This window comes from Ensifer sp. ENS07 (assembly GCF_014852185.1).
In the GTDB taxonomy this organism is placed as follows: Bacteria; Pseudomonadota; Alphaproteobacteria; order Rhizobiales; family Rhizobiaceae; genus Ensifer; species Ensifer adhaerens.
Map to the genome: position 1 here is coordinate 591717 of NZ_JACVBE010000001.1, position 18758 is coordinate 610474.

Consider the following 18758-nt stretch of genomic DNA (forward strand, 5'->3'; position numbering starts at 1 on the left):
CAGTCTCCTCACCGCCGCGGGCAAGATAGCTTACGCGCACGTAAAGGTAAACCAGCCGAATCGCGGCCTTTGCCGCTTTTTCCTGGGCGGTTTTGAGCGCTTCTTGCGCAAGGAATTGCGCGGACTTTTCTGGCGCCGATCTTTTCGTGGTTAGCGTTTGGTTGAAATCGTCGATTGAATTTTTCGTAAATTTTGAGGCGAATGCGCGCGATTTCAGGCCTTCCGATGTTTAACAAAAACTCAAGTTTACCAAGCGTTTGAACTTTGTTTGTCGCAAATTAAGCATGCATTTTAAGCGCCCATTGAAGCCCGTCAGGCATAGTGAAGCCATAAGACGAGCGGAACGAAACGCTCCGAAAAACCACCGAAGACGACACCGCAAAAAAGACGGCGCGCTTCGGAAAGGCCCGCAAAGAGGCAAGGTCGAACAGGGACCAAAACAAGTGCTGATCTGGAGCATGGTCCGCCCCAAACGGGCGGGCCGCTTCGGAAAAACCAACCAGGCAAGACAGGGACACGACAATGGCACGTTTTGATATGCAGATTGCTTCGGATGCCGCGATGGGTGGTGACAACCAGGCGGAAGTCTTTTGCGACATGGGTCTGGCCTATGCGACCGGCCACGGTCGCCCGGTCGATCTCGTCGCCGCCCACAAGTGGCTGAACATCGCGGCGATCAAGGGTTGCGACCGCGCCGTCGATCTGCGCGCCGACCTGGCGATGACGATGAGCAAGCCGGACCTCGCAGCGGCGCTGCGCGCAGCTCGCGAATGGATGACGGTTCACTGATCGGACGGGCGGCGCCCGACGGCGCCGCAAGCTGGGCCTTGAGAAAAGGGGTCAGGCGAGTTTCTTCAGGACCGCGGGCATAGCCGCTTCGAGCAGGACCATCTCCGTCTCCGGTCCGGTGCTGATCCGGATGCAGCGATTGAGCGGCGCCACCCCCGGCATTCTTATGAAGATGCCGTGGTCGCTCATCAAGGTATCGACGATCGCGCGGGCATAGACCGCGTCCCGGCCACAATCGACGGCCACGAAGTTGGTGGCTGAGACGAGCGGGGCAAGGCCATTTTGCGTGGCGATAGCAGCAATTCGCTGCCGCGACGCCGCAATCTTGGCCGTCACTTCCTTCAGATACACCTCGTCCGCAAGCGCTGCGATTGCCGCGGCGACGCCGATCCGATTCATGCCGAAATGGTTGCGGATCTTGTCGAAAGCCTGGGCCGTGCCCGGCGTGGTGACCACATAGCCGACACGCGAACCCGCAAGCCCGTAGGCCTTCGAGAACGTGCGCGTGCGCACCACGTTCGGCATGTCGATCAGGGCGTCGATCGGTGGTAGCGCTTCGGCCGGTGCGGTTTCACAGTAGGCTTCATCCAGAATGAACAGCGTCGTTTCGGGCAGGCCCCTCGCGAACTCGACAATGCGTTCGGCCGACCACCAGCTTCCCATCGGATTGTCGGGATTGGCGAAATAGACGAGCGGCGCATTTTCCTGCTTCACGGCTGCCAGTAACCCGTCGAGGTCTTCCCGGTCCCCCGCATAGGGCACTGTGACGAGCCGGCCGCCATGGCCGACGACGTGGTAGTTGAAGGTGGGGTAAGCCCCGAGCGAGGTGACGACCGGCATGCCCGGCTCGATCACCATGCGGACGATCTGGCCGAGCAAGCCGTCGATGCCTTCGCCGATCGCGAGATTGGCCGGGCTGGTTCCGAGACGGGCTGCAAGCGCCTGTTTCAGATCGTGATTTTCCGGGTCAGCATATTTCCAGGTTCCGCTGGATGCCTCTCTCATCGCTGAAAGCACGCTCTCCGCCGGACCGAAGCCGCTTTCATTGGCGCCGATGCGCGCCGCGATCGCGCGCCCGCGCTGGCGTTCGATCGCCTCCGGCCCGACAAAGGGGATGGTGGATGGTAGGGATTGGATGAGCGGCGTGAAGCGAGAGAATGCGGACATGCTGAAGATAAGGCCCCGTTCGGATGACGTACGGGGGAACTTATCGCATGCTTTGGCAATTCGGAATCGTTCCCGAAAGAAAAGCTGCGGGAATCCGCCGCCTTTCGTCTTGCGGGTTGCCTATCGCCGCGGCTTTGCGTTCTTGACCTGCCCGGTGAAGAACTCCTGCCGGATGATTTCGCGCAGCAAGGTCTGCTCGATCGGCTTGATGAACTGGACGCCGATGCGCTCGCCGTTGCGATAGACCTCTGCACAGCCGATCCGAAGCGAAGTGCCGACGATGTGCAGATAATAATGTTGCGGCAGACCGATATTGGTGTCGACGGCAAAGCTCGCGCCGCCGCGCGATATGTCGATCATCCGGCAGGACCGGACCGAGACGCTTCCGAGCCCCGGCTGCACGGCGGTCAGCGTGCCCGCATGGCCGATGTTGAAACGCTCGTAGCGCCGCTCGTAAAATGGCGAGGGGACGCAGGAATACATGGTCTGGTTCTGCATGCGTCTTTCTCCGCCAGTGCCGGGTCGCACGGCACGATCAACCTTTGACCGCATTCGTGGACCCCGGACAATTCATTTGTCCCACATCATATCGGTGGACGATTTCCACCGATGCTAGAATCAGTCTTGCAGAAGAAACTTGCAATCCCCTGAAATCGATCACTAAAAATCTAATGTCGGGGCTCGCTTGATTTGAGGAGATCAAAGTCCGCCGCTGGAAAACTGCATGCGGATCAGGCGTCTCAGGAAATCTGCCGAAAGCAGCATGTTGAAACGCACCCCGAGTTCCGCTCTCTCACGGTAAACCTCGGAGCAACCGATCTCTTCCTTGAAGCCCTCGATCTCGAGGAAGAAGTGCTTCGGCAGCGGGATCGTCGCATTGAAGTCGAGCATCGCGCCGGCAATAGAGATATGGCGCAGCAGGCACCGATACTTTGTCTTGGCTCTCAGGTGCTGGCCAATGACGAGGATCCTGCACGGCCGCTCGATGAAATAATGCTGGTGGGTCGTGGCGAGCTGGCCTGGCTTTCCCTCGGCGACATGCATTTTCATCGACATGGCAAGCTCCGTATCAGCGCAGCCCTCGGCGGATCTGTGGTGTTCTTGGCGGACTCGCTGCCCCCGTGATCGAGCTAAGCACGCCGCCTTGCTTCGACCTTGTGCCATCGGCAAGCGTTGTCGCTAAATTATGGCAGGTGCGCACATTGAAAGCCCCAACCTCATACGTAATACTTTCATTAGACATGAGCGGGGCGCCGATGGCCGCCTCCGAGGGTAATCGGGCGAGGCATCGCCTGTCGTTCACGCTGGGCAAGGCGGAAGACGATGATCGGTGCTGGAGGGAATAACATGGCCTTGGGGCTTGCGCGGCGGTGGCTGCCGCTTTCGATCGTCTGTGTGGCGCTGCTTGTGTCGATGCCATCAGGGGCATGGGCGGCAAAACGCGTCGCGCTGCTGATCGGCAATGAGAAATATGAAGCGACGTCGCCGCTCAACAACCCCGCCAACGACGTCGAACTGATGAAGGCTTCGTTTGAGGATGCCGGGTTCGACTCGGTGACGACGGTGCACGACGTCGGTCGCCAGGACATGGTCAAGGCCCTGCGCGACTTCGAGGATCTCGCGACCGGTGCCGAAGTTGCGATCGTCTATTACTCAGGCCATGGCATGGAGATGAATGGCGAGAACTTCCTGCTTCCCGTCGACGCGCAACTGAAGACTGACAAGGATATCGAGGACGAGGCGATCGGCCTCGATCGAGTTCAGCGTTCGCTCGAAGGCGCGACCAAGCTCAAGCTGGTGATTCTCGACGCCTGTCGCAACAATCCTTTCGAGCAGAGCATGACGCGTTCGATCTCGACCAGGGCCGTTTCGCGCGGACTGGCGCGCGTCGAGCCCGAATCGGCCGATCTGCTCGTCGCCTTCGCCTCGAAGGCCGGCACGGTCGCGCTCGACGGGGAGGGCAAGAACAGCCCCTTCGCCACGGCACTCGCCAAGTATCTGACGGAACCGGGCGTCGATGTCCGCATCGCGCTTGGAAAGGTTCGCGACGAGGTGGTGTCGGTGACCAATCGCGGCCAGGAGCCTTTCGTCTACGGCTCGCTCGGCGGCGCCCAGATCTTTCTCAACATCAAAGAGGTGAACATCACCGTCACCAACAATGGCGGACAGCTGTCGCCCAACAGCCAATCCGAGGCGGCTGCCGACTGGCAGAACATCCGCGATCTCGCGGACAAGGACCTGTTGACCGCCTTCCTGGCCAAGCATGGTTCGGACCCGGTCTACAAGATGCTCGCCGAAAAGAAGTTGAAGCTCTTGAGCGAAGCCGAGCAGACATCGAGCGTGACGCCGGACGAGATTGCCTGGGACGCCTTGAAGCAGTCGACCGATGCGGCGGCGCTGACGCGCTTCATCGAGCGCTACCCTGACAGCAAGCACAAGGCGGAGGCCGAGCAGCAAATTGCGGCCCTCGAGCCACAGAAGGGCCTCAACGTCTCGCCGACCGGCAAGGACACCCAGGCTTCGCGCGATTGCTATCTGCTTGCCGGCGAGCCGCAGTCGATGCCCGGTTTCCTCGGGGTCAATTTCCTGAAGCTCGACGCCGAAAGGGCGCTCACCGCCTGTGCCCAAGCCGTCAACGAAAACCCTGACGATATGATGCTCGTCAATATGTTGGGGCGCGCGCAGGACGCCGGGCGGAATTATGTCGAGGCGCGGCGCAACTACCGGAAGGCGGCCGACGGCGGCAACATGTATGCGTTGACCAATCTCGCGTGGTTCTCGGTATACGGGACCGATGGGCCGGTGGACGTCGACGAGGGCAAGCGCATGTTCGACCAGGCGGCCCGCGCCGGCAATGCCTATGGGCAGGCCTCGCTCGGCTGGCTCTATCGCGAGGGCTATGACGGCATCGCGCAGGACTATGCGGAAGCCGCCCGGTGGTATGAACTGGCGGCCAATCAGGGCTATGCCAATGCCATGGCGACGATGGGCTGGTTCTATCGCGAAGGTCTTGGCCTGCCGAAAGACCTCCAACAATCGCTCGCCTGGTATAAGAAGGCAGCCGAAAGCGGCGACGCCAACGCCATGTCGTCGCTCGGTTGGGCCTATCAGAACGGGCTGGGGACTGAGCAGAGCTACCCGGAAGCCAAGGTCTGGTACGAGAAGGCGGCCAACGTGGGTGATTCCTATTCCATGGCACTGCTCGGCTGGTTCTACGATATCGGCAATGGTGTCGCGCAGGACTATGTGCAGGCGCGCACCTGGTATGAGATGGCGGCCAACGCCGGCAGCGCCTATGCGATGGGCAACCTCAGTCGCCTCTATGATTACGGCCTCGGCACCAAGGCGGACGCGAAGGAGGCGGTTCGCTGGGCTGCAGCCAGCGTCGAGGGCGGCGATCCGGCGAAACTCGATGAACTGAAGAGCCAGCCCAACAATTTCACGCCCGCATTCCGCAAGGAAATGCAGAACCTGCTGAAGGACCGCGGGTATTATGGTGGTCCGGTCGACGGCGAGTTCGGCGCGGCGACCCAACAGGCAATCGAGCGCCTCGCGCGCAAATCGTAGGCAGCACGCGTGCGCCGATGCGGAATCACATCGCTGCGTACGCTGGTCTTGCCTGCGGAGATGAGGGCGAACACGACGCGGCACGACGGGTTGCCGATCGCGGCCCACATGAAAATGCGAGGATTTCCCGGAAACCGACAAAAAAATCTTGCATTGGCCGCTGAGTGACACTAGTCAGGCGCTAACGGAGAGGTGGCCGAGTGGTCGAAGGCGCTCCCCTGCTAAGGGAGTATACCGGAAACGGTATCGAGGGTTCGAATCCCTTCTTCTCCGCCATTATCCCAAATAGCCCCATGTCCTTTGCACCCCGCCCTTCGAGCGAGCATCTGGTCTCGGCTATCTCGCGACTGAATTTCATTTGTTGTGGTTCGTTGGCCGTGGCGGCAGTCGTCGCCAGGGGCGCCCGTGCATTCTTGGTGCTGGTGCTGATCTTTGCATCGTCCAGAATCACCTGGTCGGGGCGTTTGCCGAATCTCTGCGTTGATTCTGCTGATTCCTCAGGCCGCCATCCTTTCTCCACCAAGCGCTTTCTTGGAGCGAATGCTGTTTTAGGCATTCACTGGACATCTGAAACGGGGTTCGCGTCCAGCTTTTCCCCTGTTTTGGGCGGGTTTCTGCCTCTTTCTGAAACAGGCGACCCCCACCTTCCTTATGCTAACCCCCCGTCGCTAAAGGGTTTTCTTAATGCTTTGTTAATTTTCTGCGGGGGTCTGCGGCGATTTTGTGTCGTTTCAGCAACAGGCCTCGGCGAAGGGCGATGCAAAGGACGTGAACTCGCTAGTTGGACGTTGCGCCGGTGATCCGGTCTTGTATTTTCAACTCCGGAAGCAAGGGCGGTTGATCGTCCGACTTCTTGAACGTTGGGGATGGGGCAGGGAAAGCTGTCCTTCAGCAAAATACCCAGACCCGTTTGAAACTTTTGACTGGAGGTCAGAAATGAACATCAAGAGCCTTCTTCTCGGCTCCGCTGCAGCTCTCGCAGCAGTTTCCGGCGCTCAGGCAGCCGACGCTATCGTCGCAGCAGAGCCGGAGCCCATGGAATACGTTCGCGTTTGCGACGCTTTCGGCACTGGCTACTTCTACATCCCGGGCACCGAAACCTGCCTCAAGATCGGCGGCTTCATCCGTGTTCAGGGTTCGTTCGGTGAAGACGCTGCTGACAGCCGTTACAACCAGGGCAACCTGGGCGGTCAGTCCACGTCGGACTGGGACGTTTTCTCCCGCGCTTACATCTCGTTCGACGCCAAGAGCGACACCGAATACGGCACGCTCACTGGCTTCTTCGCTGCTGAGTTCAACGCTGACAACGACACCGACATCGGCGACAGCTTCATCGACGTTGACGAAGCCTACATCCAGCTCGGTGGCCTCAAGGCCGGCTTCTTCTACAACTGGTGGGATAAGGGCCTGAACGGCGAAACCGACTCGCTCGGCAACTTCACCGAATTCAACTCGATCGCCTACCTCTACGACGGCGGTTCGTTCCAGGCCGGTCTCTCGGTTGACGAACTCGAAGGCACCTCGACCAAGTCGAACGGTGTTGGCGTTTCCGGTATCGTTTCGGCTTCGCTCGGCGGCGTTTCCTTCGACCTGCTCGGCGGTTACGACTCTGAACTCGAAGAAGGCGCAATCCGCGCTCTGCTCTCGGCTGACCTCGGCCCGGGCGTCTTCCAGGTTGCTGGTATCTGGGCTTCGAACCCGAACGCTTACTGGGAAAAGTCTGAGTGGACCGTTGCTGCGTCGTACCGCTTCAACGCGACCGACAAGCTGGCCATCACCCCCGGCGTTCAGTACTTCGACAACCTGAGCCACGGCTCGCTCACCGACTTCAGCGGTGACGACGCATGGCGCGCTGGCGTCACGCTCGACTACAAGATCACCGAAGGTCTCGCGACCCGCGTGTCGGTTCAGTACGAAGATGCTGACGGCGAACAGGATCAGGTATTCGGCTTCGTCCGCCTGCAGCGCGACTTCTAAGATCGTCTGACCTCGGTCAGAAGAGAGAAACCCGGCTTTCGAGCCGGGTTTTTTCGTTTTGGTATGGCACCATGAATTTTGGTCCTGCACTTGCATCATCGTGCTTGAGGAGATCAGGGAGTAAAGACCGCGTCGGCGCGGCTTCCTTGGGTCAGCGCGAGCGCGCGAGGTCGTTTAGAAATGCGGTGATGGCGTCGCGTGGACCGTCCAGATGAAGCAGCGGCGCATGGCCCTGGCCAGGCGCGATGAAGGCGGTCATCGCATTATGTCGTCGGCGCATTTCGCGCACTGTCGTCTCTGAAAGAAGCCGCGAATGCTCGCCCCTGACGACCATCAGGGAGACCTGGTTCATGGCGTCAAAGGGTGTCCACAGATCGGGCAATGGTGTTTCGCGTGTCAATCCGCGCAGGGACTGCGCGATTGCTGGATCGAAATCGGGAACCGGGATGCCGTCCTCGTCGCGAAAAATCGCTTTGGCCATGTCCGACCAGTCGCCGTCGCTTAAGACTGGAAAGTCGCCGCCGTGCAGTGTCCTCAGGTAGCCGGGTGCCTTCGCCCAGCTTGGCGGAGCGGCGCTGGAGTTGAGGTAATCCCGGATCGCAAGCAGACCTTCAATTTCGATCACAGGCCCGATATCGTTGAGCACTGCGGCTGCAATCAACGAAGGGGCGCGATCGACGAGGTTGTGGAGGATCAGGCCACCTCGCGATGTGCCGATAAAGATTGCCTTTTCGACCGCAAAGTGAGCACAGGCCGTTATCACATCGGTCGTTTCGACGACCACCGTGTAGTGGCTCTTATCAGCGTCGCGTTCCGAGTTGCCGCGCCCCCGATAATCCAGTGCGATGACGGGAATGCCCCGTGACGTCGAAAGAAAGCTTGCGAGTTCGTGAAAGTCCCGGCTGTTGCGGGTGAGGCCCGGGAGGCAGATGATTGGTGTCGCCGCGGATGGCGAAGGGGGAGGGCCGTAGCTTCGGGCGTAGAGAAGCAGCCCATCGGAACTACGGAAGTTATGCTCTTGGAATACGTCTTGGCCCATGCTGCTCCCTCTCGGACAGCTAAAATCTATCCGTTTGAAGGTGAGGAGCAAGTTGTTCGGGCCGACATAGCTGTTCGGCGGCCCGAGCGTGGCTGGCGATAGCCAACGGATGTGACTTTTCCCCTTGCGTTGGCAGCGGTCTGCTCAACAACTTTTTAGCTCAATAGGGCGAGCTACATTGGCGTCGCGGGCCGCCATAGGGCTGGTAGCTGTTGTCCCAGGCCCTATAGGAACGATAGCGCGCATAACACCAGCGCTGGTGTGCATTGCCGCTGACGGCTCTTGGTCCGTTGTAGTATCTCGGTTGGCTCAACAAACCGCCGATGATCGCGCCTGCGGCCAGTCCGCCGATCACCGCCCCGACGTCGTTGTCGTCGTGGTCATAGTGGCGGCGATATCGATCCCGGTAGTATCTGTCGCGGTAGTACCCGCTGCGATTATAGTCGCGGTAGTCGCGGTAGTCGCGATCCCGATAATAGCCATGTCGCCCGCGAAGTTCGCAATAGGGAACGGCGCAACTGGATCGGCTCTTGCGTTCTTCGCCGCGCTCGTAGGAGAATTGAACCTGTTGGACATTGGTCGTCCCGGAGACGATCGGCGGAGCGCTCGGGAACGCGCCGGCGGGCGGCACGCTGCTCAAGGCGGTCGCCAGCGAAAGGGCGACGATTGTCAAGGTCTTCATAACGTTCACCATTTCCTTCGGAAAAGTCTGGCTTTAGAAGGGAAATGGTTGAAGGCGTGGTTTGTGCCGTTGACGCTGATCACAATTATTTGATCGCGGCTGAGGCCGGCTATTGCCGTCCCATTCTCAGGTCTTCGACGATATCGGCTTTTTGCCCGAGCCTCGATTTGTAGACCTGATAGTTCTCCATCACCCGTTGGACATAGGTGCGCGTTTCCTGAAACGGAATGCGTTCGATCCAATCGACGACCTCGTCGATCGGCTTGCCGCGCGGGTCGCCGTAGCGGTCGAGCCATTCCGGAACGCGGCGCGGGCCGGCATTGTAGGCGATAAAGGTGAGGATGTAGGAGCCGCCGAAACTGCTGATCTGTTCGCCGAGATAATGCGCGCCGAGCGTGGCGTTGTAGCCGGCGTCGCTCGTCAGCCGGTCCTGCGAGTAGGCAAGGCCGTAGCGGCTGGCAACGCCCTTGGCCGTTCCCGGCATCAACTGCAACAGACCGCGGGCGTTGGCGGTGGAGATGGCGCCCGGGTTGAAGGCGCTTTCCTGGCGCGCGATCGCATAGGCGAGTGCCTTGCCGGAGCCGTCGATATTGGCGCTTGACGGGATCACGCCCACGGGAAACGCGAGCGCTGCAACATCGATTCCGCGCCCAAAGGCAATCTTGCCGACCTGTAGGGAAAGCTGGTGGTTGCCGGTTCTTTCCGCTCGGGCGGAAAGTAGCGCCAGTTCGCCGGGGCTCGTCAGTTCGTCGGCAAGCGCCCGGTAGATGCTGTCGGCGCGCCAGGTGTGGCCTGTGCCTTCAAGCCGCGTGATGGCGCGCACCGCCTCGCGGCTTTCGAACCGCGATCGGTCGTCTGCCGTCGGGGCCGGATAGGCGACGTTCAGCGTCTTGCGACCCAGCCGGGCGGCTGCGAGTTGCCCGTAGAACGTTCCGGGATAGCGGGCTGCGTTTGCGAAATACCCGTTGGCGTCACCCGGTCCGCCGGCCTCGGCCGAGCGGCCGAGCCAGTACCAAGCGCGCGAAGCGGAGAGGGGACGGCTCGACACATCCAGAATGCGGCGGAAGTGACGCGCTGCGGTCGCCGGGTCCTCCATGCCGCGCAGGGCATACCACCCGGCATGAAACTCGGCGTCGATAATATCGGTCGCGTCAGTCGCGAGATGGCCGGCGGCGATCCGATAGGCGCCTCGAAAGTCGCCACTGTCGAGCAGCCCGCGGCTGACGACCCGTTGCTCGACCCACCATTCGCCAGGGTTGACCAGGGCGCTCTTGTCCTTGGGCATGCGCGCAAGGAGCTTTGCTGCTTCCTCGTATTTCTTTTGTTTGCGCAGGTGCTCGATCTGAATGAAGAGATAGGCTGCGTCCTTGCGCCAGGCAGGATCGACCGCTGCGATGAGGGCCGGCGCCTTGTCGCTGCCACGGCTGACCGCCGCCCAGGCGCGATAAAGCGATTGAGCGTTTCCTAGGTCGCCGAACCGTTCGGCCTGCTCGACGCGGTTGCGATAGAGAAGCAGCACCATGCGGTGCTGATGATTGTCTGTGGTCAAGAGGCCGGAAAACTCGTCAAGGATCTTGGTCTCGATGTCCTTGTCGAGCGTGTCACGTTGCCAGATTGTACGCAGGTTCTTGGCGGCTATGTCGGCTTTTCCGGTGGCGACGAGAGCACGCGCAAGAATGAGGGAGCCTTCCGTCGTTTCCGGCTGCGTGTTGCCGAAAGCGGCGAGCACATCGGCCGCCGGCGGGTTCTCTCGATAGAGCGCTCGTTCGGAGTTGGCGCGCAGCGATTTTAGCCCCGGCCATCCCTGCAATTCCCGTTGGGCATCGGCGATTTCAAAGGAAGGTACGCCCCGCTGGCCGGAAACGGCGATCGCCCAGGTCAATATGTGCCGGTCGAGCGTGCCTTCGGTCATCGCGTCGCGTACGGCAATCGCTGCGGCCGGCTGCTTGTTGGACAGAGCATCGAGCCCCGCCTTGAGATCGCTGCTGACGGGTCCGGCAGCCGTCGCGATGGCATTCGTGGTTTCGTTCGCGGCAATGGGGGCTGCCTTGTCCAAGAGCGCGGGCTTGCGTGTCGGAACTGGTATGCGGTCAAGGGTTTCTGCGTTGCCCGTTGGCGCTGCCAGAAGCACCGCGCCGATGATGGCGGCGACAGGCAGATATATTGACCCGCGCATCAAGAACCCCGTGTTCCCCGTGTCCAACATTCATCCGCCGCCAGATTGCCCGATGACAAGACGGGCGGCCAGTATCGATCGTAACAATTGCGCCAAACCCGCTCTCGCCCTGGTTGGGCGGTCGTGATTATGCAGGCCAAACATCAAGCTTTTGCATGAAAACCGGCGTGAAATGCCGTGTTACAACGCTTGCCGCAGCCACCTCACATGATTATGGTGCGGCAGTTTTTTAACCGTCGATTACGGCCAAAGCATGAGTGCAGACTTCGCTTTTACGCCGTCAGGAGTTGTGCATGTTCAAGGGTTCCATTCCCGCTCTCGTAACACCGTTCACCGCCACCGGCGCGGTGGATGCGGATGGTTTCGTCGCGCATGTGGAATGGCAGATAAAAGAAGGCAGCCATGGCCTGGTGCCCGTTGGCACCACCGGCGAGTCTCCGACCCTTTCACATGATGAGCACAAGAAGGTGGTCGAGCTCTGCATCGAAGCGGCTGCCAAGCGCGTGCCTGTTATCGCCGGCGCCGGCTCCAACAACACGACGGAAGCGATCGAGCTTGCACAGCACGCCGAAAAGGCTGGCGCCGATGCGATCCTCGTGGTTACGCCCTACTACAACAAGCCGACGCAGAAGGGCCTCTTCGCGCACTATGCCGCGATCGCCGAGAGCGTGAAGCTGCCGATCGTCATCTACAACATCCCCGGCCGCTCGGTCGTGGATATGAGTGTCGAGACCATGGCGGCGCTCAGCAAGGCTTACGCCAACATCATCGGCGTCAAGGATGCCACCGGCAAGATCGAGCGCGTCTCCGAGCAGCGCATGGCCTGTGGTCCGGAGTTCGTCCAGCTTTCGGGCGAAGACGCAACCGCGCTCGGCTTCAACGCCCATGGCGGCGTTGGCTGCATTTCGGTCACGGCAAACGTTGCGCCACGCCTTTGCGCCGAGTTCCAGCAAGCGACGCTTGCCGGCGATTATGCCACGGCGCTTGCCTATCAGGACAAGTTGATGCCGTTGCACAAGGCGATCTTCATGGAGCCGGGTCTCTGCGGCGCCAAGTATGCGCTGAACCGCCTCGGTCGTATGAGCCGCACCGTGCGCTCGCCGCTGTTGCCGACGCTCGAGCCGGCAACCGAGGCCGCGATCGATGCAGCACTCAGACATGCAGGATTGATGAACTGATGGCACCCAAAGGAAGCCAGCGCACGGTCAATAAGGTTGTGGCGGAAAACCGTAAGGCCCGCTTCAACTACGAGATCGTCGACACCTACGAGGCCGGTCTGGTTTTGACCGGCACCGAGGTCAAGTCGTTGCGCGAAGGCAAGGCCAACATTGCCGAATCCTATGCGACGGACGAGGGCGGCGAGATCTGGCTGATCAACTCCTATCTGCCGGAATATCTGCAGGCGAACCGTTTCAATCATGAAACGCGGCGGCGGCGGAAACTGCTCCTGTCGAAGCGCGAGGTCAATCGGTTGCAGGGCGCCGTCAACCGCGAAGGCATGTCGCTGATCCCGCTGAAGATCTACTTCAACGATCGCGGCCGCGCCAAGTTGGAGCTGGCGCTCGGCAAGGGCAAGAAGCTGCACGACAAGCGGGAGAGCTCGAAAGAACGCGACTGGAACCGGCAGAAAAGCCGCCTGCTGAAGGACCGTGGCTAAGAGAAATCGCTTTGCGTTGCGTCCGCCAAAGACGGCCGATGCAACGCAGCTGTCGGCCACGGCGCGCTGAAAGCCCTGCCTGCAATTTTTGATATTTATTGAGAGAACTCAACGATCGACGTCGTTGACGCGGACTGGTTCAAGCGGCGCTCGCGCAATCGCGATCACGCGCCTTGCGTTCGAATGAACGCCTCAGATCTCGACCGGATCGGCCACCGGCTCGGTGTTGTGTCGCGGGGTACGTTCGGACGGTTCGCGGCCGATTTCGGCACGCAGCGTCGCAAGATCGATAAAGTGGTCGGCCTGGCGGCGCAGGTCGTCGGCAATCATGGGCGGCTGCGTCGACATGGTCGAAACGACAGAAACCTTGCGCCCCCTGCGCTGCAGGGCTTCCACCAGCGTGGTGAAATCGCCATCGCCGGAGAAGATGACGAGGTGATCGACGGTTTCGGACTGTTCCATGGCATCGATCGCCAGTTCGATATCCATATTGCCCTTGATCTTGCGGCGGCCGAGCGAGTCGGTGAATTCCTTGGCCGGCTTCGTCACGACCTTGTAACCGTTATAGTCTAGCCAATCGATGAGCGGGCGGATTGAAGAGTATTCCTGATCCTCGATGAGGGCCGTGTAGTAGTAGGCGCGCAGCAGATAGCCGCGCTTCTGGAATGCTTTCAGGAGCTTACGATAGTCGATGTCGAAGCCGAGGCTTTTCGATGCCGCATAAAGATTCGCGCCGTCGATAAAGAGTGCGATTTTTTCGCGGGGGTCGAACATCGTCTTTCCTTTTTCAATCGCGGCGCATCAAAGGCCGCCTGCCGGCGGGTGCGCAAAAGTAAGTCGATTACATTAATAATTGCTGATATGGCAAATAATGTAGCTTATGTATTGCATTATTCCAGCCGCGCGCTCGCGAATATAGCTAGTTTTAGCAGTTGCTATAGATCGTCCACATCTCTGGGTCGCTTTTTCCATCAGGGGCTTTATTTATGGCCAGAAAATGCAACCGTAATGTGTGAGCGACGTCTCCAGCTCATTCGCATCGCATTTTATCACGAAGTGTGACGTTACGTGAGCGTCCCTTGAAGGAAAAACTTGAACTTGCCTTGTTTTGATTGTATCCGGGCGCTTAATTCCAGAAATCGGACCCGATGAGGCGCCGTCAGGCGACTGCTCCGGTTTCGTGTTGTCAATCCGTGCAGCGGCGATGCCGCCGCGCTTCGAGCCCAAAAGGACAGGCAATGGCCCGCGTCACCGTCGAAGATTGCATCGACAAGGTCGATAACCGTTTCGAACTCGTTCTGCTTGCCAGCCACCGCGCGCGCCTGATTTCTCAGGGCGCCGCCATCACCATCGATCGCGACAACGACAAAAACCCCGTCGTCGCGCTCCGCGAGATTGCAGACGAGACCCTGTCTCCCGGCGACCTCAAGGAAGACCTGATCCACTCGCTGCAGAAGCATGTCGAAGTGGACGAGCCCGAGCCCGATCCGGCTTCGCTGCTACAGACCGATGCCGAGACGACGTTTACCGAAGTCGCCGAAGACGAAGATCAGCCGGAAGCCATCACCTTCGACCGCATGTCGGAAGAAGAACTGCTTGCCGGTATCGAAGGTCTGGTGCCGCCGGAAAAGAGCGACGACTACTGAGATCCGTCGCGGAACGCCCGTTCCCACGTGTTTTCAAAGCAGTGCGCCACTCGTATGATTGGCGCACTTTTTTATTGATTTCTTCTAGAGCGGGAAAAGGAAAGTGTTTGCGGTTTTCCGCCCGCGTCCCGCTCTAAATTAGGAGAACGATCACGTTTATGATTTTAGGTCGATGGGACCTGAAATCATCATGATCTAGAGGATCGCCAGCGAATGATGCGCCAATACGAGCTCGTTGAGCGCGTGCAGAAGTACAAGCCCGACGTCAATGAAGCCTTGCTCAACAAGGCTTACGTCTATGCGATGCAGAAGCATGGCCAGCAGAAGCGGGCAAGCGGCGATCCCTACATATCCCATCCTCTGGAGGTGGCGGCGATCCTGACCGAGATGCGTCTCGACGAGTCGACCATCGCCGTTGCTCTTCTGCACGACACGATCGAGGACACGACGGCCACACGGCAGGAAATCGACGATCTCTTCGGCGAGGATATCGGCGCGCTCGTCGAAGGACTGACGAAGATCAAGAAGCTCGATCTCGTCACCAAGAAGGCCAAGCAGGCGGAGAACCTGCGCAAGCTGCTGCTCGCCATTTCGGACGATGTGCGGGTTTTGCTCGTGAAGCTCGCCGACCGGCTGCACAACATGCGCACGCTCGACCACATGTCGGCGGAAAAGCGCGCCCGCATCTCCGAAGAGACCATGGATATCTACGCGCCGCTCGCCGGCCGCATGGGTATGCAAGACATGCGTGAGGAGCTTGAAAACCTCTCGTTCCGCCATATCAATCCCGAGGCCTTCGAAACGGTCACCCGGCGGCTGGAGGAATTGTCCGAGCGCAACGAGGGCCTGATCAAGAAGATCGAGGACGAGCTTCGCGAGCTGCTTCAGGCCGAGGGCCTGAAGGCGGCGCAGGTGAAGGGTCGGCAGAAGAAGCCCTATTCGGTCTTCCGCAAGATGCAGTCGAAGTCGCTGTCCTTCGAGCAGCTGTCCGACGTCTGGGGCTTCCGCATCATCGTCGACGATATCCCGTCCTGCTACCGGGCGCTCGGCATCGTCCATACGCGCTGGCGCGTCGTCCCGGGCCGCTTCAAGGATTACATCTCGACACCGAAGCAGAACGACTACCAGTCGATCCACACCACCATCGTCGGCCCGTCCCGCCAGCGCATCGAGCTACAGATCCGCACCCGACGCATGAACGACATCGCCGAATACGGTATCGCGGCGCACTCGCTCTACAAGGACAGGGAGGGCAAAGAGGGTGCGTCGGCAGATGCGGCCCTGTCGCCGACGTCGAACGCCTATTCCTGGCTCCGGCGCACGATCGAATCGCTCGCGGAAGGCGACAACCCGGAAGAGTTCCTGGAGCACACCAAGCTCGAACTTTTCCAGGATCAGGTATTCTGCTTCACGCCCAAGGGCCAGTTGATCGCACTGCCGCGCGGCGCGACGCCAATCGACTTTGCCTATGCCGTTCACACAAATATTGGTGACACCTGCGTCGGCGCCAAGATCAACGGCCGTATCATGCCGCTGGTCACCCGCCTCAATAATGGCGACGAAGTGGAGATCATCCGCTCGGGCATCCAGGTGCCGCCGCCGGCCTGGGAAGAAATCGTCGTTACCGGCAAGGCCCGCTCGGCGATCCGCCGCGCGACGCGTGCGGCCATCCGCAAGCAATATGCCGGCCTCGGCTATCGCATTCTTGAGCGCACCTTCGAGCGCGCCGGCAAGAGCTTTTCGCGCGAGGCGCTGAAGCCGGCGCTGCATCGGCTCGGTCAGAAGGAAGTCGAGGACGCCATCGCCTCCGTCGGCCGTGGCGAGCTTTCCTCGCTCGACGTGCTGCGTGCGGTCTTCCCGGATCATCAGGACGAGCGGGTCACGGTGAAGCCCAGTGCCGACGACGGCTGGTTCAACATGCGCAGTGCCGCCGGCATGGTGTTCAAGTTGCCGGGCCGCGGCAAGGATGCCAACGGTGTCGCCCACGTCGAGGGGCCGGAGGCCCTGCCGATCCGCGGTCTCTCGGGCAATGCCGAGGTTCATTTCAGCCCGGCCGGGGCCATCCCGGGCGACCGCATCGTCGGCATCATGGAGAAGGACAAGGGGATCACCATCTACCCGATCCAGTCGCCGATCCTGCAGAAGTTCGATGACGAGCCGGAGCGCTGGATCGACGTGCGCTGGGATCTGGACGAGGCCAACAGCAGCCGCTTCATCGCCCGCATCGCGATCAGCGCCCTGAACGAGCCGGGGACGCTGGCCGAGGTGGCTCAGGCGATCGCCACCAGCGACGTCAACATCCGGACTTTGTCGATGGGGCGCGTGGCTGCGGACTTCAGCGAACTGCAGTTCGACCTCGAAGTCTGGGACCTGCGCCAGCTCAACCACCTGATCACGCAGCTCAAGGAATTGCCGAGCGTGTCCATGGTGAAGCGCCTGTTCGAATGAGCCGACTGGCCGCGCCTTGCGCAAATGCCTGCAAAACAGGCAGCCTGCGCGGGGCGAAATGGCAAGCCATGCCATCAGCGCATGGCTGCCGCTATTTCCTGTGTCTGGTGGAACAGGGACCTCTAAACTATCTTCTCGGTCGGGAGGTAAACAAAGAGGTTTGCCATGTTTAGTCAGTTGAAGAAGATCACCCGCGCTCTGCGCGTCCCCACTCAGGAAGAGCGCGAGCTCGCCTATCTCAATAACTCGGTCGACCGTATCGACCTCGAGTACCGCCAGCGCCAGATCGATCGCGGCCTGTTCCGTAACTACTAAGCCCGCTGCGTCCCGTCTTCTGGCGGGATGCTGAGCCATGCGTTCGGTGGATGGCTCGCCTGCGACATGCGCGCGGCGCCTGTGCGGGTTGCAAGCGACAGGCAGGACGCCTATCTTGCGGCCAGAAAACAGGCGGACGCGCGGTCTTGTGCCGGCTGACGGCTTCAAGACGCGGTCATGACGGCATAATGTTATTCAGGCGCAGAAAACCGGTTACGATTTCCGAAAGGCTGCGGTCCATCGTTTGGCCGCGCAAGGGTTTTGCACGCGGCCTGCGTTATGTGACGCTGCGTGTGTTGCGCCTTTCATCGACACCGCATTCGATTGCCGTCGGCGTGGCGGCGGGTGCCGCTTCGTCTTTCACGCCGTTTTTCGGTCTGCATATCCTTATTGCGGTTGCGCTCGCTTTCCTGTTCTCGGGCAATCTCGTGGCGGCGGCGATCACGACCGCGCTCGCCAATCCCGTCACGATCCCGATGATCCTGACGGCGTCCTACGAACTCGGGACGGCAATCCTCGGCGTCGAGAGCGCACACGCTGCGAGCTCGGCCGACGTCATGCGCATGGTCGAGCACCTCGACCTTCCGGCCCTTTGGGGTCCGGTGTTCAAGCCGATGCTGGTCGGCTCATTGCCGCTCGCGGCAGGCGGCGCCGTCCTTTCCTATATTGCGGCCTACCAGGCGGCCCGGCTCTTCCAAAAGCGCCGCCGGGCACGCACCAAAGAGCTCGGATCCTCTTCATGATCATAGGCATAGGCAGCGATCTGATCGATATCAGGCGGATCGAAAACTCGCTTTCCCGCTTCGGCGAGCGCTTCGTTCAGCGCTGTTTCACCGAAATCGAGATCGCCAAGTCCGAAGGGCGGAAGAACCGCGCGGCATCCTACGCCAAGCGCTTCGCCGCCAAGGAAGCCTGTTCCAAGGCGCTCGGCACAGGCCTCGCGCAGGGCGTCTTCTGGAAGGACATGGGCGTCATCAATTTGCCGGGCGGCAAGCCGACAATGAACCTGACCGGCGGTGCCGCCGCGCGTCTGGAGCAGATGTTGCCGCCGCATCATCGCGCCGCCATTCATCTGACGATCACCGATGATTTTCCACTGGCCCAGGCCTTCGTGATTATCGAGGCGCTGCCCGTTGCCCCGATTGAGGGAACGGTTTAGAGCATTCCGCTGGAAAAACCGGCCCTGACCGATTGAAGGGGCGGCGGTTTGCAGCATATGAGACCGGGATTGCGCGCAGTCCAAAGCCGGACCGAGAGTACGGACAAAAGTTGAGAGCAGGCCCCGCGCGGGCGTT

Annotated in this window: 17 protein-coding genes and 1 tRNA gene; 11 read left to right on the forward strand and 7 right to left on the reverse strand. The window is 60.4% G+C overall.

Features of this window, described 5'->3' with window-relative positions:
- Nucleotides 1-522 precede the first annotated feature (522 nt).
- Complete coding sequence (locus IB277_RS02870) at nucleotides 523-789, forward strand: sel1 repeat family protein (protein WP_034804178.1); 267 nt, start codon at nucleotides 523-525, stop codon at nucleotides 787-789.
- Between the two features lie 51 nt (nucleotides 790-840).
- Here IB277_RS02870 and IB277_RS02875 read toward each other — a convergent pair whose 3' ends face one another.
- The 3 genes from IB277_RS02875 to IB277_RS02885 all read right to left on the reverse strand — a co-directional run bounded on the left by IB277_RS02875 (nucleotide 841) and on the right by IB277_RS02885 (nucleotide 3012).
- Nucleotides 841-1956 carry a pyridoxal phosphate-dependent aminotransferase gene (locus IB277_RS02875; RefSeq protein WP_090294648.1) on the reverse strand — a complete coding sequence of 372 codons (1116 nt, stop codon included), beginning with the start codon at nucleotides 1954-1956 and terminating at the stop codon, nucleotides 841-843.
- A gap of 120 nt (nucleotides 1957-2076) precedes the next feature.
- Nucleotides 2077-2454 (reverse strand): PilZ domain-containing protein, encoded by a 378-nt coding sequence (locus IB277_RS02880; RefSeq protein ID WP_034804171.1) that lies wholly within the window; start codon nucleotides 2452-2454, stop codon nucleotides 2077-2079.
- 201 nt (nucleotides 2455-2655) lie between these two features.
- Complete coding sequence (locus IB277_RS02885; protein WP_090294647.1) at nucleotides 2656-3012, reverse strand: hypothetical protein; 357 nt, start codon at nucleotides 3010-3012, stop codon at nucleotides 2656-2658.
- A 291-nt stretch (nucleotides 3013-3303) separates the two neighbouring features.
- On the opposite strand from IB277_RS02885, the gene IB277_RS02890 reads away from it, so the two are divergent.
- From IB277_RS02890 to IB277_RS02900, 3 genes are all read left to right on the forward strand, one after another.
- Nucleotides 3304-5523 carry a caspase family protein gene (locus tag IB277_RS02890; RefSeq protein WP_060522094.1) on the forward strand — a complete coding sequence of 740 codons (2220 nt, stop codon included), beginning with the start codon at nucleotides 3304-3306 and terminating at the stop codon, nucleotides 5521-5523.
- A 186-nt stretch (nucleotides 5524-5709) separates the two neighbouring features.
- Nucleotides 5710-5799, forward strand: a tRNA-Ser gene (locus IB277_RS02895).
- A 660-nt stretch (nucleotides 5800-6459) separates the two neighbouring features.
- Complete coding sequence (locus IB277_RS02900; protein ID WP_034804167.1) at nucleotides 6460-7500, forward strand: porin; 1041 nt, start codon at nucleotides 6460-6462, stop codon at nucleotides 7498-7500.
- Between the two features lie 151 nt (nucleotides 7501-7651).
- Here IB277_RS02900 and IB277_RS02905 read toward each other — a convergent pair whose 3' ends face one another.
- The 3 genes from IB277_RS02905 to IB277_RS02915 form a co-directional block, all read right to left on the reverse strand.
- On the reverse strand, nucleotides 7652-8539 hold the full coding sequence (locus tag IB277_RS02905) for an alpha/beta fold hydrolase (protein WP_090294643.1): 888 nt from the start codon (nucleotides 8537-8539) through the stop codon (nucleotides 7652-7654).
- A 160-nt stretch (nucleotides 8540-8699) separates the two neighbouring features.
- Complete coding sequence (locus IB277_RS02910; protein ID WP_090294642.1) at nucleotides 8700-9221, reverse strand: BA14K family protein; 522 nt, start codon at nucleotides 9219-9221, stop codon at nucleotides 8700-8702.
- Nucleotides 9222-9330: 109 nt separating this feature from the next.
- Nucleotides 9331-11397, reverse strand: a complete 2067-nt coding sequence (locus IB277_RS02915; RefSeq protein WP_162731778.1) for a lytic transglycosylase domain-containing protein — start codon at nucleotides 11395-11397, stop codon at nucleotides 9331-9333.
- Between the two features lie 293 nt (nucleotides 11398-11690).
- On the opposite strand from IB277_RS02915, the gene dapA reads away from it, so the two are divergent.
- Together dapA and smpB are read left to right on the forward strand one after the other, a co-directional pair.
- On the forward strand, nucleotides 11691-12575 hold the full coding sequence (gene dapA / locus IB277_RS02920; protein ID WP_060580958.1) for a 4-hydroxy-tetrahydrodipicolinate synthase: 885 nt from the start codon (nucleotides 11691-11693) through the stop codon (nucleotides 12573-12575).
- Nucleotides 12575-13054, forward strand: coding sequence for an SsrA-binding protein SmpB (gene smpB / locus IB277_RS02925; RefSeq protein ID WP_034804150.1), 480 nt, complete (start codon nucleotides 12575-12577; stop codon nucleotides 13052-13054). Before dapA ends, smpB begins: the two co-directional genes overlap by 1 nt.
- A 192-nt stretch (nucleotides 13055-13246) precedes the next feature.
- On the opposite strand, the gene IB277_RS02930 is transcribed toward smpB, so the two are convergent.
- On the reverse strand, nucleotides 13247-13828 hold the full coding sequence (locus IB277_RS02930; protein ID WP_034804147.1) for an NYN domain-containing protein: 582 nt from the start codon (nucleotides 13826-13828) through the stop codon (nucleotides 13247-13249).
- 464 nt (nucleotides 13829-14292) lie between these two features.
- On the opposite strand from IB277_RS02930, the gene rpoZ reads away from it, so the two are divergent.
- The 5 genes from rpoZ (at nucleotide 14293) to acpS (ending at nucleotide 18622) form a co-directional block, all read left to right on the forward strand.
- Complete coding sequence (rpoZ, locus tag IB277_RS02935; RefSeq protein WP_034804144.1) at nucleotides 14293-14700, forward strand: DNA-directed RNA polymerase subunit omega; 408 nt, start codon at nucleotides 14293-14295, stop codon at nucleotides 14698-14700.
- A gap of 213 nt (nucleotides 14701-14913) precedes the next feature.
- On the forward strand, nucleotides 14914-17148 hold the full coding sequence (locus IB277_RS02940) for a bifunctional (p)ppGpp synthetase/guanosine-3',5'-bis(diphosphate) 3'-pyrophosphohydrolase (RefSeq protein ID WP_090294639.1): 2235 nt from the start codon (nucleotides 14914-14916) through the stop codon (nucleotides 17146-17148).
- 165 nt (nucleotides 17149-17313) lie between these two features.
- A complete protein-coding gene (locus tag IB277_RS02945) occupies nucleotides 17314-17463 on the forward strand; it encodes a DUF3563 family protein (RefSeq protein ID WP_064816984.1) in 150 nt (49 codons plus the stop codon).
- Between the two features lie 188 nt (nucleotides 17464-17651).
- A complete protein-coding gene (locus IB277_RS02950; RefSeq protein ID WP_060580957.1) occupies nucleotides 17652-18206 on the forward strand; it encodes a DUF2062 domain-containing protein in 555 nt (184 codons plus the stop codon).
- Nucleotides 18203-18622, forward strand: a complete 420-nt coding sequence (gene acpS, locus IB277_RS02955; protein WP_034804122.1) for a holo-ACP synthase — start codon at nucleotides 18203-18205, stop codon at nucleotides 18620-18622. The genes IB277_RS02950 and acpS overlap by 4 nt, the downstream gene beginning before the upstream one ends.
- Nucleotides 18623-18758 lie beyond the last annotated feature (136 nt).

Coding starts and splice junctions, on each gene's coding strand:
- IB277_RS02945 (WP_064816984.1), top strand. CDS start 17,314: ATGTTTAGTCAGTTGAAGAAGATCACCCGCGCTCTGCGCGTCCCCACT.
- acpS (WP_034804122.1), top strand. CDS start 18,203: ATGATCATAGGCATAGGCAGCGATCTGATCGATATCAGGCGGATCGAA.
- IB277_RS02910 (WP_090294642.1), bottom strand. CDS start 9,221: ATGAAGACCTTGACAATCGTCGCCCTTTCGCTGGCGACCGCCTTGAGC.
- IB277_RS02880 (WP_034804171.1), bottom strand. CDS start 2,454: ATGCAGAACCAGACCATGTATTCCTGCGTCCCCTCGCCATTTTACGAG.
- IB277_RS02905 (WP_090294643.1), bottom strand. CDS start 8,539: ATGGGCCAAGACGTATTCCAAGAGCATAACTTCCGTAGTTCCGATGGG.
- IB277_RS02890 (WP_060522094.1), top strand. CDS start 3,304: ATGGCCTTGGGGCTTGCGCGGCGGTGGCTGCCGCTTTCGATCGTCTGT.
- IB277_RS02930 (WP_034804147.1), bottom strand. CDS start 13,828: ATGTTCGACCCCCGCGAAAAAATCGCACTCTTTATCGACGGCGCGAAT.
- IB277_RS02885 (WP_090294647.1), bottom strand. CDS start 3,012: ATGTCGATGAAAATGCATGTCGCCGAGGGAAAGCCAGGCCAGCTCGCC.
- dapA (WP_060580958.1), top strand. CDS start 11,691: ATGTTCAAGGGTTCCATTCCCGCTCTCGTAACACCGTTCACCGCCACC.
- IB277_RS02940 (WP_090294639.1), top strand. CDS start 14,914: ATGATGCGCCAATACGAGCTCGTTGAGCGCGTGCAGAAGTACAAGCCC.
- IB277_RS02870 (WP_034804178.1), top strand. CDS start 523: ATGGCACGTTTTGATATGCAGATTGCTTCGGATGCCGCGATGGGTGGT.
- smpB (WP_034804150.1), top strand. CDS start 12,575: ATGGCACCCAAAGGAAGCCAGCGCACGGTCAATAAGGTTGTGGCGGAA.
- rpoZ (WP_034804144.1), top strand. CDS start 14,293: ATGGCCCGCGTCACCGTCGAAGATTGCATCGACAAGGTCGATAACCGT.
- IB277_RS02900 (WP_034804167.1), top strand. CDS start 6,460: ATGAACATCAAGAGCCTTCTTCTCGGCTCCGCTGCAGCTCTCGCAGCA.
- IB277_RS02915 (WP_162731778.1), bottom strand. CDS start 11,397: ATGCGCGGGTCAATATATCTGCCTGTCGCCGCCATCATCGGCGCGGTG.
- IB277_RS02950 (WP_060580957.1), top strand. CDS start 17,652: ATGTTATTCAGGCGCAGAAAACCGGTTACGATTTCCGAAAGGCTGCGG.
- IB277_RS02875 (WP_090294648.1), bottom strand. CDS start 1,956: ATGTCCGCATTCTCTCGCTTCACGCCGCTCATCCAATCCCTACCATCC.